Genomic DNA, 15,138 nt, shown 5'->3' with positions numbered 1-15,138 from the left:
GAAGGGTTTGGGGGTTAGGTAAAACGATTTATTTTCAAGCAGGCTGATGTTTTATTTGGCGCGGGTAAAACGGATTTGCGCCAAATCGTTGATTAAAAACGCTTCTTGCTGCTGATCCCCTAAAGAACGAGCCAAAATAATCGCCCGTTCGTAAAAAGTCTGAGCCGTTGGGTTGTTGCCGCTTGCCTGGTAAAGTTGAGCTAATAACGCCAGTGTTCTGAGTTCTTGACGCAGATTTTGCGATTCTTGGGCAAGGGTTAAGCGTTGGTCGAGTAATTCAAAGGCAACCGGATATTGCCTAAGTCTGCTGTAGATTGCCACTTGACCATCAATGGCGCGGATCTGAGTTGAGCGATCGCGTGTTTGTCTGCCTAATCGCTGCGCCGCACGGTAGGCTAGTAAAGAATCGCGATATTTCTCAGTCGCTAGATAAGCATCTCCCAAATTATTTTGTGTATTTGCCTCGCCTAGCGGATCGTCACCCCGCCGCCGGAAAATTAAAGCTTCTTCGTAACGTTTAATCGCCTGATAATAATCTCCAGCACTAGCTGTTGCCAAACCAAGATTACTCAGCGATAGCCCTTCACCAGGTAGGCTTTTGATGCTTTGGGCAATTCTTGCCGCTTCTGAAAAGCTGACTATAGCAGCATCTACGGCACTTCGTTGCAGCAGCACCGTCCCCAAATTATTTAAACCATAAATTTGACCTTGGAAATCTTGCCTGTCACGAGCAACCGCCAAGCGTCTTCTGAGAGCATCTTCTGCTTCGATGTAGCGCCCTAATTTACCATAGGTGATGCCGAGAAAATCGTATGTAAGACCGATTGCCTCCTTGTCGCCAATTCTCTGATAAAGTTCTAAAGCCTGTAACCAGTAGGGAATGGCTTTTTCCAAATTGCCTTTCTGCTCCTCCTGTCCCCCCAGTCGGAGCAGTGCGTCAGCATCTTCCCTGTCAGTGGTTTGAGTGCCGTTGTTTAAGGGAATGGTGAGTTGTTGGTCAATACTGACAGCTTTGGCAGCTTTAGGGGCGCTGAAAAAGAAAGCAACAAGTAACAAGTAAAAACTAACAAGTAATAAATTCCGGCTTTCAGTTTTAATTAACCCATCTTTCCCTAGTCCCTTACCCACAGATGGCAAATCCTCCTCTTCGTTGCCATTCTGCCTCAGAATAGATTCTGAGGCTAATAGGTTAAGTTTGTTAAAACGGATTGACTTTAAGAAATTTTTAGTCGGTTTTAACTGATATCTTGCAGCATTCTCAACTGGGCGGTTGAAACCGCGTCTAGACAGATAAAACCTGCCTGCATGGGCTTCAAAACCTTCGACTTGTCTTAAGTCCGGCTGCGCGGACTTGGTTTGTATAGCTGCGATTTCTAATCGCCAAGGCTTATTGGTGCAAGATGTCTGTTTTAACCGAATTGCTCTATTAGGCTGGGGTTTTAACCCCAAGCTGACTGCCGATAACCATCCCCGCTCCCTATAACTCATACCTGGTAGCTCCTCTCGCCTTTGCTTGCTTGTCTATCCCCCGACAGATAAATTGCGCGAATATCTTCTGGTAATGATGCTTCTAATAGTTGATAACCTTCAGTTAGCTTGATTCGCACCGCCGCCGGAGAAATTGCCTCTCCTTCCGCCTGTAAATAAGCAGCAATTCGCGTATCGCTCCAGTTGAAAGTCTGCGCCATCAAAACCATCAACCTCAGCATCGGCGGAAATCGCTCTAAAGCTTGTTCTACATAACACCACAGCGGTGGAGAAGCAGCTTGTAGGTTGTAATGAATTGCTTCTACAGGCGGCAATTCTGCCTGGTTGATACAAACAGCCGTGATATTAATTAGCCAGTTCTGGAAAGTTAGCAACCCAGTCCCGGTAACGTCGCGCAAATCCAAACCGCCTAGCTCAAAGTAAATGTGCCGCCAGGTGAGGGCAAATAGATAATCTGCCTGTACAGGCGATCGCGCTAAATGCTGAATCAACGTATATACAATCGAACTGTAGCGACAGAAAATCGCGGTGAAAAAGCGTCCCTGTTCAGGATGACGCTGAAACAAGGTGAGTAATTCCTGATCGCTGTAATGAAACAGCGATTTGACAATCGGATGATTGCTTTCCGGAAAATGAGGAATCTGCACAATAAGAGAGCTTAGTTGCCAGGAGTGTGAAATCGGCACCGACGATTCTAATATATCCTGATGTGTTGGCAGATGCGATCGCTTCAGGATCGCATCTGCCAACACACGAGTAGACAAGCGAGCGCTATTTGCCCTTTTTTAAGTATTGCTGGTTTATTTTAGACCTTATACCTAAATTCAAGTATAATTTTGCCCGGACAGCGGTCTAAATCCCTATTAGGGATTGAAATTTTGATACAATAAGCTACCCTAAAAGAGTATCCTCTGAGTTCTCAAAAATTTACACTGTGCAGAACAGTAACAGCAATTTTGTGAACTCTCATTGGGTTGGCAAGCGCCTCGTAAGTTCATGATTCTAGCGGTTAGTATTATTCCTTCTGTGCTGAACATCTTTTATTTAGGGTCTTTCTTTCCGGAATTGCCTCTAGACGGTCTTTTGTCCACACAAGGCATTATGGTGATGCTATTGGTAGCCTACGCGGGTGCCATGTGGATGTTCCTCACTAGCGCCCCGAAAGTCCACACCATCATGGTGTCCGACTTAGATATGGCGCGAGAGTTGTACGAAGGCTTGCTAGATTTGCCCGTAGCAGAAGTGCCACTGCACTATTACTACAACTACGAGCAAACCCTGGGCGCTACCGCCATCGATCCTCTTTACCTCTCACCGACTTTGGGAGGCACCGCTACCCAAAAGTTTAGCGGTAACGATGGTTTGTGGTATCAGCTGAAAAAGAATACTCAGCTACACATCATCTCTGGCGCAAGTTTGGGCAGAAAAAATCAGCAACGCCACGTATGTTTTGACCACGACTGTTTAGAGATGGTGCTGCTGCGAGTACAAATTCGCGGTGTCAAGCACAAAATTCGCCGCGACAAGCCACTGAATTTCTTGGTGAAGGATCTCGAAGGTCGCGTGATTGAAATGGCGGAAGTGTCGAATTAATTATTTTGACGTTCCATTATCCATAATTTTTCGTCACCCCACCCCGTTCTTAGGGTGGGGTGACAGGGCTTGTGGCTCACTTCACATGGTCAAAGCCGTATTTTTCCTTAATAAAGGAGTTGTAGTATTGACCAATTGACGGTGCGCTCTTTAAAGCTTGATAGACGCTATCAGGTACATCGTGATAGTTGTAGATACTTCCATTGTCGAATTCGAGGCGGAGTGTTTTAGTTTCTGAGTGATAGTCAAAGGCTTTAATAAAGCTGCTGTTTGACTTCAGGAGAGGGAATGCGATCGCATCCCGAATACTCGCACAATCTGTCAGCACCATCACCAAGCGGTCAATTCCAATCCCTAAACCACCCGTAGGCGGCATTCCATACTCCAACGCCGTTAGGAAATCCTCATCCACGCCTTGCGCTTCCAAGTCTCCCGCCGCCTTCCGCGCCGCTTGCGCCTCCAAACGTTCGCGCTGATCGATTGGATCTGTCAACTCCGAGAAACTATTCGCCGTCTCTCGTCCTACGATAAACAACTCAAACCGTTCCACCAAACCAGGCTTAGAGCGATGTGGCTTAGCCAGGGGCGAAATTTCTACAGGAAAATCTAGCACAAAAGTCGGCTGAATCAAATTAGCTTCGCACTTTTGCTCAAAAGCTTCGTTGAGAAGTTTCCCAATAGATTCGCATTCTTGCACATTCTCAATCCCTGCCTGAGTAGCTGCTGCTTTTGCCTCCTCCAGAGATTGAAAAGAGTTAAAATCTAACCCTGTCTTTTCCTGAACCAAGTCGTGCATTGTCACCCTACGCCAAGGTGGTGTGAAGTCAATCGCCTCACCCTGGTAGGTAATTTCCAGCGTATTCAGCACCTCTTGAGCAACGGTGGTAATAATCCCCTCCGTCAGCGCCATCATATCGTGATAATCGGCGTAAGCTTGGTAAACCTCAATCGTCGTAAATTCCGGATTGTGGCGAGTCGAAACCCCCTCATTCCGAAAAATCCGCCCCAACTCAAACACCTTCTCAAACCCACCTACAATCAGCCGCTTCAGATGGAGTTCTGTGGCAATCCGCAGATACAACTCCATATCCAGGGTATTGTGATAGGTGATGAAAGGACGCGCATCAGCACCGCCAGCTTCACTCTGCAACACTGGCGTTTCAATTTCAATGAAACCCAACTCATCCAAATACCGACGAATCCCAGCCGTAATCTTAGCGCGACGGCGGAAAGTTTCCCGCACCTCCGGATTTACGATCAAATCCACATAACGCTGACGATACCGCTTCTCCACATCCGTAAGTCCGTGCCACTGATCCGGTAAAGGCAACAGAGACTTGGTAAGTATCGCGTACTCTTTAACGTAGACAGATAATTCGCCCTTTTCCGTGCGTTTAATTGTCCCCTTGGCTCCCAGAATATCCCCCATATCTGTCAGCTGCTTGACTGTGTTAAAAGCATCTGGGACATCCGCCATCCCTTCTTCGATTCTTTTCTTCTCCAGGTACAGCTGAATTGTGCCAGTTTCGTCTTGCAAGGCAAAGAAAGCAAGCTTACCGAACACGCGCCGCGCCATGATGCGCCCAGCAACGGCTACTTCTACGTCAACTTCTTCGCCGCTGGACAAATCTGCGTATTTTTCCTGCAATTGAGCTGCATGGTGGGTAGTTTCCCACTTGTAAGCGTAGGGATTCAGCCCTAACTGCTTGAGTTGTTCGACTTTCTCTAACCGCGTAGCGCGGATATCTTCTAAGGACATGATTAGGAACTTCTAGGGGCAATCTCTGATTTTAGGATGCTCTGGGCAAGTATGTTAACTATTGTGACTCGATTTGAGCAATTCATCAGGGTCAACGCCCCTTTAAGCCATCCACTAATTATCCTGAATGGCTGGGAGCAAGAGTTGTTTGTGACTTCTTACGACTAGCAGTAGTGGATTTTGCCTTGGGCTTTGAGGTTGTCAAGTTGTCCCACTTTTCCACTGTTGGCTTATATAACCAACTATCCAGCTTTGAGTCCTCAACATACCCTCTCAACTCTGGATCGGGCCAAATATGAAGCCGATCAATACACCCTATATCTTTGGCAGCTGCCTCAATTTCTTCCCATTGGGTTTTGAAGCGTTCCGCCCATGAGTTTTTAGTCATAATTGAATTGGCAAATTCTAAACCTGCTGCTACCATCCGTTTTCCATTAGTTCCACGAGCATTGATGGGTTCCCAAAAGATAACTTCTGGCTCAAATTGCATGATTTTTTCAAAATATCTTTTAAAATCATCTAAAGCCATTTTGGGAGGAGTAGGAGCAACTGCAACATACAACCGACACCCAGCTTGATGACCTTTGAGTAAAGCTTTATAGCGTTCAGAAGGCGGAGGTGCTTGAGGTTCAATTTGGCGACTAAGTTCATCATCCAGGTATGGGAGGCTCATCCCAACAATCACGTTGGGATGTTTGAGAATGTCGAGGTCATTTACCCACAACGGACTACGAGTTAGAATTCTGACTCGTTTGTTATGTCTCAATAGAGCCTGAACAGCACCACGAGTTACATTTGCAGTCTGCTTGTTTTGATATGGATCTGTGCCTGAACAGAGTAGAACCACACCTCTACCTTCTCGTGTCTCATGCCAAGACTTCTTACGACTGAGGGTTTTCTCTAGTTGCTCAGGTATCTCTTCACGAACAAAAAGATACTGTCCCCAGTCCATCTGAGGATCGCTTACTCCTTTTTCCCGCAGCTCTGCTTGCCTAGTCCTAATTGCGGGAGTTGAAGGTACATAACAAAAAGTGCATCCATGTAAACAACCTGATGCTACATTAATTACATAGTCACACAGCCCTTTTTTGTTAAGCGCACTTTGCTGAAGTGGATTAGCTATCTTTTCTGTTCCTTTGACAATAGACATATTACGTAAACTGGAGTTAGTGATGTGGGATATAGCAACTGTGGTAATTAATGCAATTAATTATGCCTTTAGCCTTTACAAAAATGTGAATTTATATAACTCAACCAAAATTGAGTTGTTAACAAACAAAAATTATATTAGTATCATTATAGTTTATATCGTCCAAAATATTAAATATTACATAATAAAATTTCTATAGCCTACTAAATTGAGCTGTTGACCAACTTGAAAACGAATCGTTTGTTATTTATTGGATAGGTAAATTAAATGAGTAATAAAAAGAAATATGAATGGAGTGCTGATGGAAGCGAACTGCCTACCATACCACTGTATGCTAAAACCAAACATTTGGTTCTACAAGAATATGTCAAAAACTGGATAGAAGTTCTTTGCGGACATGGGAGACACGGGGTAAAAAAAGTCACATTAGTAGACGGTTTTTGTGGTGGAGGTATGTACAAAGATGGCGAGCAACTCTGGGAAGGCTCTGCTATTAGAATGATCAGGATGGTTGAGGAAGGATTAAAAAATGTTCAACAAAGAAAGCCTTGGCATCAATTGGATGCAGAATATATATTTATAGATAACAACAAGGAACATACATCTTGTTTAGAATTACAAATTAAGAAAGCAGGTTTAGAGGAATATTTATACTCTGGCAAATGCAAAATTATTACTAATGAATTTGAGAAAGAGCTAGACAGATGTATTGATAAAGTGAAATTAAGAAGAGGATACTCTTTCTTTTTTTTAGATCCTTTTGGATTAGATGTTACTCCAGAGATTGTAAAACCAATAATTTCAATAGGTAGGTCAGAAGTACTTTTTACACATATGCTTTCAGGTCTAGTAAGAATATTGTCTAGAAAAGATAGAATACATAAAAAGACTTTTCAAGATTTTGAAGTAGATGAATACTACAAAGATTTAGCGGATCAAAGTGATTTCCTTACAAAACAAGGCTATTTAAGAAATCAAGGATTATTGTTATACAGGAAAGAAGGTGATGTAGAATATGCGTGGACTTTCGCAATCATGAATAGTCTCAAGAATGTTTTGTATTACTTAATTCATCTATCCAGTAATCCAACAGCATTGGAGGTTATGAAAAAAACCCTTGTTAAATATAACAATTTAGAATACCAATATCACTATGGAGTTTACGGTTTGGGTTTCCGGGAATTGGATTACTTTGATAAAAACTTAAGTACATATAATATTAAAGAAGCTAATATAGAAACTTGTATGAATAAATTGAGAGAACAATTTATGAAAATTTTAGCTCAAAATGAAGATGGGATATCCTTTGAACAACTTCGACTAAAGACAATCCAAGAAAATCCAGCTACTATAGAACACTATTTTGATGTGTTGCATCAACTAAAACTAGAAAAAGAAGTAAAAGTTGTTCGAGAAAAAAAGATAACGACATCAAAAAAGATTGAGTCCAAAGACATAATTATAAGGGCAAAAGATAAACCACTATGGATTCCAGGCTTACCATATAAGTTTAGTAATGAAAAATAAGGCTTATATCAAGAAGATTTGTGAGGAATCACTATCAGTAATTTGAGCCATGAATTGCCTCTTGACACACCAGAATTACAAACTGATATTCGGATATTAGACGCGATCGCATTCTCCCCCACTTCACCAGATAAACGCGATCGCACCCTTCCGACCAAGCATCACTAGAAACATTAGTGATACTGTTGGTGATGCAGAAAAAGTAACTGGTCAGATGGCTAAACTGGTTCCTGGTGAGGGTGCTGTTGCAACTTATGGTGAATTAAACAAGGCGAGACGTAGAGATGATAACCTCACAGCGCATCACATTCCGGCCGATGCGTTTATGAAAGCAAAAGTGTCTGGTTATACCAGAAATAAGGGGATTTCGATATGGATGGAGCAGCCGTATCCGGGAGCAGGTGGTCGTCATCGCCAGACTTTATCTTATGGATCGTCTCCCGACTTGAGCCTTTCTCCAAGACAGGCTCTTGCTCGTGAAGTGTGGGATGTACGATCGATTTATCGCCAACAAGGACTTTATACGCCTGATATTCGGCGTAGCTTACAGCAGGTCATCAATCAAAATAAATTAACTTGGATAGGTACTTTTAATAAAGTGAGGAATATAAGATGAGCGATAATAACTTGATTGAAATTATGAAAGCTAATAGATTTATGCGATCGCGTGCCGAGGTCGTAGCTTTTGATGAAGCTATGGCTCAACTTGCCAAGCATCCGAAAAATGAATATTTGCCAGAATTGCATCTAGTTTTAGACGATGAGTGCGAGCATCACGAGGTTATGTATGGCCTAATCCATTTTCTGGAGTCTTTTGATGCAAAGGAACAGTTTCAAACACTTATTGATGTTATTCCTGAGCTAATTCTCCGTGCGCCAGAGTGGACAAAAACTCTTCATTACGGAATTCTAAATGATGATTCGTCTTGTGCTTTATATAAAGAGATTTTGCATTCAACTAACTCCAAAAATCGGGATGTTGTCTATCAGGTTCTTAAAGAAATTGCAGCATCGGAATCTCCGCCTCTGTCCTCACACGCTGAGTTTGTTTTGAGCGAAAGTGCAACTCTGGTTAATTAACTGAAGTTAAAGCGCGATCGCATTCTTTTTGCTAGACAAGTATAAGTGGATATGCAAAATAAATTACACATTAAATGCTATTCAAAGCCTTATGTAGCAACGCCAGGTTGTGTAATTTATTCTGCACAGGTACTTACCACTTAAATCGAATAACTTTTGTAACTGCTATCTAAATAAACACGCTCACTGAAATCAGCTTTTTACGGCTGTACTATCACCTTGGCATTGTGAATCTTAGTCTGTTAGTAATCTGGCGAATGTGTTCCTTGTCGGCATGCAACATAAAGTAACTGTCGTCTGTCCCGTTCAGGCGAATCGAATTCGGATAGCGGACAATGAGCGTTGCCATTCTTTCCAGTGCCTTGTCTTGGTCAGCCGAAGGCAAAATTAAACACGCTGGACGACCCTGGATTTGCAACTGCTGCACCTGGGGACGAGTACCATAGGGAATTAGTCTATGATTCCGTGCTTCATTATTACAAACATCCTGTATAGTTGACGGCGGCGGTGTCAACAGCCCCGTTACGTGGAAAAATCCATCAGCACCACTGAAGCGTTCTCGGTTTTCATAGCCCGGAGTAGGTTGCCAATTGCTGGGGTAGCTAAAAGTAACACCATAGGTAGAATTAGTGTACCGCTGTGTACTTGCACGGCGTTTAGATGGAACTTGCTTTTGGCTGACTGATGGGGAAAGCTGCTTCAAGGAAACTTCTGGAGCAACGCTAGGAACTGCTTGACTGCTACCTGGGGAGAGTATGTCGCCTAGTGGCACGAAGGCTACAACTCCTAGGACAAACAATAGAGAATATCGAGAAACAATGTTTTTCATGGATTTTCTTGAAAGACTATATAGGGCTTACACAAACGGCAAAAAATCGCGCTTTTTTTTCAAGGACTGTTTAGTTATTCAACAATTTCTGTGAATTTGAACAATCCCCAACTATTTAACTGATAAATTCCGCTCGCGTTTACCTATATCCGGTAATTATTAGGACGGTAGCCTTAGAAATTCTGTTTCCTCAAATTTATTCAGGACTTATGCAGTTGCCGTGAACTAAAGTTCCGGCTCAAAGCTTAAACCCATTGAAATGGGTTTGTTTGAGGTTTTTTAGTCAGTTGAAACTGACTTAGGCTTTGGGCCAGGAAATTGATTTCCTTCCAGTGGGTAAGTCCTATTATTGAAAAAATTGAATTAGATAATTGGAACCAGGAACTAGGAAGCGAGTGTATCTAGGTGAAATTAAGATTAAGACTGCGCCTCATCCTCAGCAGAGTCATCCAAATACAGCCTGATAAACTCCTCCGCAGCGACCAGATCGATCTTCTGAAGCGCCTTCCAAATCTCAAGCATCGTCTCAGCCACGGGATCTCTCACTTCACTCACCCAGCGGCTTACATTTGATCGCCGAATCCCCATTGTCATTGCCAGACGATTTTGGCTGATGTTATGGGTATCCAATACCTTTCTAAGTGCTTTGCCTGCTTTTCCCATAACTTTGATCGTCTCAGAGGTTCACGCTCTAGTAAATGTTTCCTTTTGGATACGATTAGTGTAAGATAGATGGTAACTAATAGGAAACAGTGCGTCTGAACCGCAAAATTGCCATGTCCCTGCTTCGTAGCCGCATCAACCCGCAAACTTTTGTCATCACCCTGAGACAACTTGCCAAACACCTCAACATTGACTCCAGACGCATCCTAAATTGGGAAAAGTGGCAACACGTCCTCTGGGTACATATCGAAGGTAGAGGCGGCTACTTCGTCAGCTATCGCACCTTGGAACAGTGGATAACCGCTTGCTGCGACTTGCTGCGCTGTTGTCCTAATTTGGAAGCACTGGCAGTCATGTGGTCAGCTATTCAAAAAGAAGCCAAGCGGTACACTGAAGAAGGTTTAGAACGACTAGAGCAAGTTTGGCAGCAAAGGCAAGTTTGCATGAAGATGACAGGCAAGATGTCTTACAAAGATGTGAAGACAGTTTAACTTAACTGAAAGCCTAAAAATCTACTCCTCGCTTTAAGTCAACGCCTCTGTCAGCATAATGCTTGTGGCAAATCATTTCCGAGTGGACGCTGGCCAGATCAAAATAAGCTGGTGTATTCAAACAACGTCCGGTGATGATCACTTCTGTGTCGCGGGGTTTGCGTAACAAAGCTTCTACTATCGGCTGTTGCGGCAATAATTCTAAGTCAACTGTGGGATTGAGTTCGTCGAGGATGATAGTCTTGTACAAACCAGACGCGATCGCAGTCCGGGCAATATCCCAGCCTCGTTCTGCTTCCACATAGTCTAGCTCTTGCTGTTGTCCCCGCCAGACAATTGCATCCCGCCCGCAGCGCTGATGATCTACCAGGTTCGGATATGATTGTCGCAAAGCAGCGATCGCGGCATCCTCAGTATAGCCAGTACCACCCTTGAGCCACTGCATAATCAGGACTCGGTGCGAAGTATCCTGACTAATCCCGCGTCCAATTCCCTGCAACGCTTTGCCTAGCGCACTGGTAGACTTCCCTTTACCAGCACCCGTGTAGATTTCAATTCCAGAAATCGAATTTTCCTCAGATGCAGGGTGTTTGTGAGGCTTCATTTCCGAGTGCAAATCGGCAATATCTAGCAGTTGTTGCGGCGCGGCTCTACCTGTGACAATGATTTCTAACTCTTGGGGTTTATGCTTGAGAGTCTGCACGACTTCATCAACATTCAGCAAACCTAAGTCTAGAACCGGGTTCAGTTCGTCCAGAACCAGGACAGAATAGAGGTCAGATGCTAGAGCGCCTTTTGCCACATCCCAGCCGCGTTCCGCCTCCTGTCTGTCAAAGCGCGTAATTTCCTCTTTGGTAAAAAATTCTGCTCGTCCCGTGCGAACCTGGTCAATCAGGTGCGGGAAACCTTGCTGTAAAGCTGCGATCGCGCCATCTTCATCATAGGCGCGTCCCGGCCCTTTGAGAAACCGCAACAGCAGCACTCGCGTTGCCAAATCTGTATTAATACCTAGCCCAATTGAACGCAAAACGACACCCAGCGCCGCTTGCGATTTCCCCTTCCCGGCTCCATCATAAACATGAATCTGCCCAACAATACGCTCAGAACGTGCTTGCGCCGTGCGAATGCCAATCCCCGTTCTGTTCATAATTCTCATGAAATCTCAGCTGCCACAAATTGATAACGATAGCAGATTAGAAGTTTAAATTGAAAAGGAGCAAGGCACAAGACGTTACAGGAGTTAAGCTGTTGTGTATCCAACGCCGTATAAATCTACACTAGGAATAAGTAGTCCGTTGGTGGTGCTTTTCTTCCCCTGTGTCAGTGAAACCAACACAACAAACAAAAAACGATTTCCACTTTTTGCAACTTTGTTAACTAGAAGTTAGGGAGACAGTCTTATGGGTTCAAATGTTTTCCCCCTGCCTACGATTTTATTTCAATTTCTCTTTTTACTGGTAGCGATCGCTATAGAATCATTCATTCTACATAAAAATCTTAACCTCGGTCGCCAAACCAGCGCTGACTATGCTATGTTGATTAACTTACTCTCAAGTATTGTAGGATGGTGGATTTTCTTTTATGTTTTGCCTTTGCTGCCAGTGGAACTGAGAGCGCAGGTAATTAGTTACATTTTTTTTGATACCTTTTTTACAATCAACCAATCTTCAACATATACAACGCAGCTAATTTTAACAATATTTATTGTTTTCCTGTCTAACTATCTCTTAAAATTAAATTTTTTACAACTAATTCAATTTTTAATTGAGCCACCTAAACCCACTACATCTGAACCCCAAGAAAGGAAGTTGAAAACTATTGCCGATCGTAACGTTAAAATCCAAGAAAGTCCAAATCTAGCAAATATAATGTTTCAAGCAACTTTCTGTAGCTATGGTGTTATTTTAGTTATTATATTTTTGATTCGTTCAGAAATTATATAAGTTTTTAGGTTTTTAGGCATTTTTCAACCTACAAAAATGATTGATGTTAATCTTTTAGTGTAAGGAAATTAGCAATGTTTTGGATCGTAGTAGACATAAAAGATTTTTTTAAATTTTTGCAGTCGCTAATCGAGCCTTTCATACCTTCTCGCGCTTATTCTTGGAAGACACTAATTTATCTAAGTACATTTTCTTGGGTAATGTCTCTTTTGACAACCGATGAAGCGCGAGATTTTATTAGTTTTTGGGGATGGATATTTTTAATTGCTGGGACAAGCTGGGCTAGCACAGAAAACAAAATAAAAATTGGCAATCTGTATCTGAGTCCGTGGATTACGGGTGCCTTAATCTGTACTTTCGTATTTGGCAATCGAACGCCGGAAGAACAAGAGGCGGGCTTGATAATCTGGCCTACATTATCGGCACTGATTGCTATTGGCCCAGATTTTCTTGATCAAGGCATGAAATTAACATTGCCTAAACCAGCAATTCGTCAAAGAGACTTAATTTTGCTTACCAGCAATATACTGATTAGCTGCTGGATTCAATTTTATTTTGTAGCTCAAAATTGGTTGAGTCAATATCCCACCTTAATGTCCGATGACTTTAGCCAAAGTGCTTTTATGTTTAGAATGGAATCTACAGAGCCGATAGCTCCTAGAGGTGCCATAGTTTTAGACTTTATGGAACCACTTTTAAAGCAAGAGTTGGATAATAAACCTTGGTCAGAAGTGGAACGATGGCTGCTGCAACCGCAACCGCGCATAGATGCCCTTAAACAGGAAGCGATCAAAGGGCTTCCTAGTGTTGAGGAAGATTTATGGTGGCAATATACGTCTAAAATATCCTCAATTAACTCAGGCTATAACTTACAATTACTGGCAATTTGGCAAGGGCCGCGATCGCAACCTGAAGTATCTTACATAAACAAGTCTTGTCAGATTACTCAAACCTACGAGCAAGCAGATACTAATTCTGAGGCGACATCCAACGAAACTAGGGGACAAGCAACTGCGATTGCTCAAGTTAGCTGTCAACCAGCCAGTACCTTAAAGAAGAATCAAGCAACCAGAAGTCAAGGGTAATAAAATATAATAAATCGTTGTAGTAAATAAATATTAATTCAAAATAACAATGAATTTAAGTACAGTAAAACCAAGGCAAAGCAATGTGTTTAAAGAAATGATTGGAAGCTTGAAGAGAACCTTGGCGATCGCTACCAAGGCGTTTCGGGAAGTAATACGCGATCGCGTCCTTTATCTCATCGTTTTGTATGCCCTTGTGATGGCAGCAGCGTGGCGATTGCTACCAGAAGTTGCGGCAACAACAGAAGATAAAATGCTTTTAGATGTAGGTCTGGCAGCAATTGATGTACTGGGTTCAATTGTCGCTGTATTTGTTGGCACAGGGCTGATCAACAAAGAAATTGATAAGCGCACAGTCTTGGTGTTAATTCCTAAGCCAATTAGTCGCGCTGAATTTATTATTGGCAAACAACTAGGACTATCAGCAGTGCTGGGTGTCTTAGTAGCACTAATGACAGGAATTTATCTAGTTTTTTTGAGTTTGGCTCAGATTTCGTACCCAGGAGCTAGCATTCTGATTGCCGCGCTATACCTATTTTTTAAGTTATGCTTATTAACTGGTATTGCGTTGATGTTAGGTGTTTTTACTAGCTCCTTGCTAGCTACTTTGCTAACTTTTGGGGTTTATTTAATGGGGCATTCCAGCCGAGATTTGTTAGCACTAGGGAACTTGAGCCGCAATGCCGATATTGAACGCCTAACTCAAGCCCTATATCTGGTATTACCAGACTTATCCAGACTAGACCTAAAAAATCTGGCAGTTTATGGAATTTTGCCTGACTCAATAACACTTTTAAGCAATGCTGTGTATGGCTTGCTGTACACTGTATTAGTCTTGGCGATCGCTATCCTGATTTTTTCAAGGCGTGAATTTTAACTACAGGTGTACAGGTAGTTAAGGCGCGATAGCGAGAGTATAAAACCACTCTTTAATTTTTAGTTTTATTTCAAACCTCTCTCTTGGTAATGTCGCAGCCGCCATTAACACCACAACCAGCCAACCTCCGCCTACTGATAGTGTCAGAATTAAGTCTGGATGTAGAGCTGATTATTAAAAGGCTGAACAAAGCAGCAGTCGCTTTTACCTACGATATTGCCACGACTCCTGCGGCTTGTCAGAAATTATTGCAGGAGCAAATATATGATGCACTATTATTAGTTAATTCCCTGGAAGAAATGAGTATGCAGATACTAAAATTACTCCAGCAATCAAAGCAAGAAATACCCTTAAATTTGTTTAATAGCTCTTTGGAGAATAAGACAGAGGTGAAGTGTATAAAAGCTGAAACCAACCAAATTCACCTATTAGAAAGAATTGCTGACCAGACTGCGATCGCACTCTACAATGCTCAAACCTACAAACGCTTAGAACAGCTAGTCAGAGAGCGCACCCAAGAACTAGAGCAAGAAAAACAACGGGAGCATCCCGGTTTTGCAAGAATATCAAACAGATAGGAGTTCGTTGAGGTAAGCGCAACGTAGTTTGAGCATTTGACTCACATTTTTGGCTAACCACTGCGCTCCAGAAAT

Annotated in this window: 17 protein-coding genes; 10 read left to right on the top strand and 7 right to left on the bottom strand. The window is 42.7% G+C overall.

Annotated elements, in window-relative coordinates:
* Positions 1–51: 51 nt before the first annotated feature.
* Both NDI42_RS16780 and NDI42_RS16775 read right to left on the bottom strand, forming a co-directional pair.
* A complete protein-coding gene (locus tag NDI42_RS16780) occupies positions 52–1,488 on the bottom strand; it encodes a tetratricopeptide repeat protein (protein ID WP_190453358.1) in 1,437 nt (478 codons plus the stop codon).
* A complete protein-coding gene (locus tag NDI42_RS16775) occupies positions 1,485–2,135 on the bottom strand; it encodes an RNA polymerase sigma factor (protein WP_190447654.1) in 651 nt (216 codons plus the stop codon). The genes NDI42_RS16780 and NDI42_RS16775 overlap by 4 nt, the downstream gene beginning before the upstream one ends.
* Before the next feature lie 349 nt (positions 2,136–2,484).
* On the opposite strand from NDI42_RS16775, the gene NDI42_RS16770 reads away from it, so the two are divergent.
* A complete protein-coding gene (locus NDI42_RS16770; RefSeq protein ID WP_190419180.1) occupies positions 2,485–3,081 on the top strand; it encodes a glyoxalase-like domain protein in 597 nt (198 codons plus the stop codon).
* A 76-nt stretch (positions 3,082–3,157) separates the two neighbouring features.
* Here the strand turns inward: NDI42_RS16770 and lysS are convergent, their stop codons facing one another.
* Both lysS and NDI42_RS16760 read right to left on the bottom strand, forming a co-directional pair.
* The gene (gene lysS, locus NDI42_RS16765) at positions 3,158–4,840 is read right to left on the bottom strand and encodes a lysine--tRNA ligase (protein WP_190453318.1); all 1,683 of its coding nucleotides are present in this window, start codon (positions 4,838–4,840) and stop codon (positions 3,158–3,160) included.
* Positions 4,841–4,958: 118 nt separating this feature from the next.
* Positions 4,959–5,990 carry an SPL family radical SAM protein gene (locus NDI42_RS16760; RefSeq protein ID WP_190453315.1) on the bottom strand — a complete coding sequence of 344 codons (1,032 nt, stop codon included), beginning with the start codon at positions 5,988–5,990 and terminating at the stop codon, positions 4,959–4,961.
* Between the two features lie 267 nt (positions 5,991–6,257).
* Here NDI42_RS16760 and tcmP point away from each other — a divergent pair, with 267 nt between their 5' ends.
* Genes tcmP through NDI42_RS16740 form a run of 4 tightly spaced genes read left to right on the top strand, consistent with a single transcriptional unit; the run spans position 6,258 to position 8,597 of the window.
* Positions 6,258–7,517, top strand: a complete 1,260-nt coding sequence (gene tcmP, locus NDI42_RS16755) for a three-Cys-motif partner protein TcmP (RefSeq protein ID WP_190453313.1) — start codon at positions 6,258–6,260, stop codon at positions 7,515–7,517.
* A 42-nt stretch (positions 7,518–7,559) separates the two neighbouring features.
* Positions 7,560–7,685, top strand: a complete 126-nt coding sequence (locus tag NDI42_RS16750) for a hypothetical protein (protein WP_277876823.1) — start codon at positions 7,560–7,562, stop codon at positions 7,683–7,685.
* A gap of 46 nt (positions 7,686–7,731) precedes the next feature.
* Positions 7,732–8,133, top strand: coding sequence for a hypothetical protein (locus NDI42_RS16745; RefSeq protein ID WP_199311078.1), 402 nt, complete (start codon positions 7,732–7,734; stop codon positions 8,131–8,133).
* On the top strand, positions 8,130–8,597 hold the full coding sequence (locus tag NDI42_RS16740; protein WP_190453310.1) for an Imm30 family immunity protein: 468 nt from the start codon (positions 8,130–8,132) through the stop codon (positions 8,595–8,597). The genes NDI42_RS16745 and NDI42_RS16740 overlap by 4 nt, the downstream gene beginning before the upstream one ends.
* 214 nt (positions 8,598–8,811) lie before the next feature.
* On the opposite strand, the gene NDI42_RS16735 is transcribed toward NDI42_RS16740, so the two are convergent.
* Together NDI42_RS16735 and NDI42_RS16730 are read right to left on the bottom strand one after the other, a co-directional pair.
* Positions 8,812–9,426, bottom strand: a complete 615-nt coding sequence (locus NDI42_RS16735) for a hypothetical protein (RefSeq protein WP_190453306.1) — start codon at positions 9,424–9,426, stop codon at positions 8,812–8,814.
* Positions 9,427–9,843: 417 nt separating this feature from the next.
* Entirely contained in the window at positions 9,844–10,089 is a 246-nt protein-coding gene (locus tag NDI42_RS16730; RefSeq protein WP_190419191.1) for a helix-turn-helix domain-containing protein, read from the bottom strand.
* An 89-nt stretch (positions 10,090–10,178) separates the two neighbouring features.
* Between NDI42_RS16730 and NDI42_RS16725 the strand changes: the two genes are divergently transcribed.
* The gene (locus tag NDI42_RS16725) at positions 10,179–10,580 is read left to right on the top strand and encodes a hypothetical protein (protein ID WP_199311077.1); all 402 of its coding nucleotides are present in this window, start codon (positions 10,179–10,181) and stop codon (positions 10,578–10,580) included.
* Positions 10,581–10,593: 13 nt separating this feature from the next.
* On the opposite strand, the gene NDI42_RS16720 is transcribed toward NDI42_RS16725, so the two are convergent.
* On the bottom strand, positions 10,594–11,727 hold the full coding sequence (locus tag NDI42_RS16720) for a cob(I)yrinic acid a,c-diamide adenosyltransferase (RefSeq protein ID WP_190453304.1): 1,134 nt from the start codon (positions 11,725–11,727) through the stop codon (positions 10,594–10,596).
* 253 nt (positions 11,728–11,980) lie between these two features.
* On the opposite strand from NDI42_RS16720, the gene fraC reads away from it, so the two are divergent.
* From fraC to NDI42_RS16700, 4 genes are all read left to right on the top strand, one after another.
* Positions 11,981–12,523, top strand: coding sequence for a filament integrity protein FraC (gene fraC, locus NDI42_RS16715; RefSeq protein ID WP_190453301.1), 543 nt, complete (start codon positions 11,981–11,983; stop codon positions 12,521–12,523).
* 74 nt (positions 12,524–12,597) lie between these two features.
* The gene (locus NDI42_RS16710; RefSeq protein WP_190453298.1) at positions 12,598–13,608 is read left to right on the top strand and encodes a DUF5357 family protein; all 1,011 of its coding nucleotides are present in this window, start codon (positions 12,598–12,600) and stop codon (positions 13,606–13,608) included.
* A 49-nt stretch (positions 13,609–13,657) separates the two neighbouring features.
* The gene (locus NDI42_RS16705) at positions 13,658–14,485 is read left to right on the top strand and encodes an ABC transporter permease (RefSeq protein WP_431191434.1); all 828 of its coding nucleotides are present in this window, start codon (positions 13,658–13,660) and stop codon (positions 14,483–14,485) included.
* Between the two features lie 89 nt (positions 14,486–14,574).
* Entirely contained in the window at positions 14,575–15,063 is a 489-nt protein-coding gene (locus NDI42_RS16700; RefSeq protein ID WP_190453295.1) for a hypothetical protein, read from the top strand.
* Positions 15,064–15,138: the final 75 nt, after the last annotated feature.

Source organism: Funiculus sociatus GB2-C1 (assembly GCF_039962115.1).
GTDB lineage: Bacteria > Cyanobacteriota > Cyanobacteriia > Cyanobacteriales > FACHB-T130 > Funiculus > Funiculus sociatus.
The sequence above is the reverse complement of the archived record's forward strand: the minus strand, read 5'-3'. Positions and strand labels throughout refer to the sequence as shown.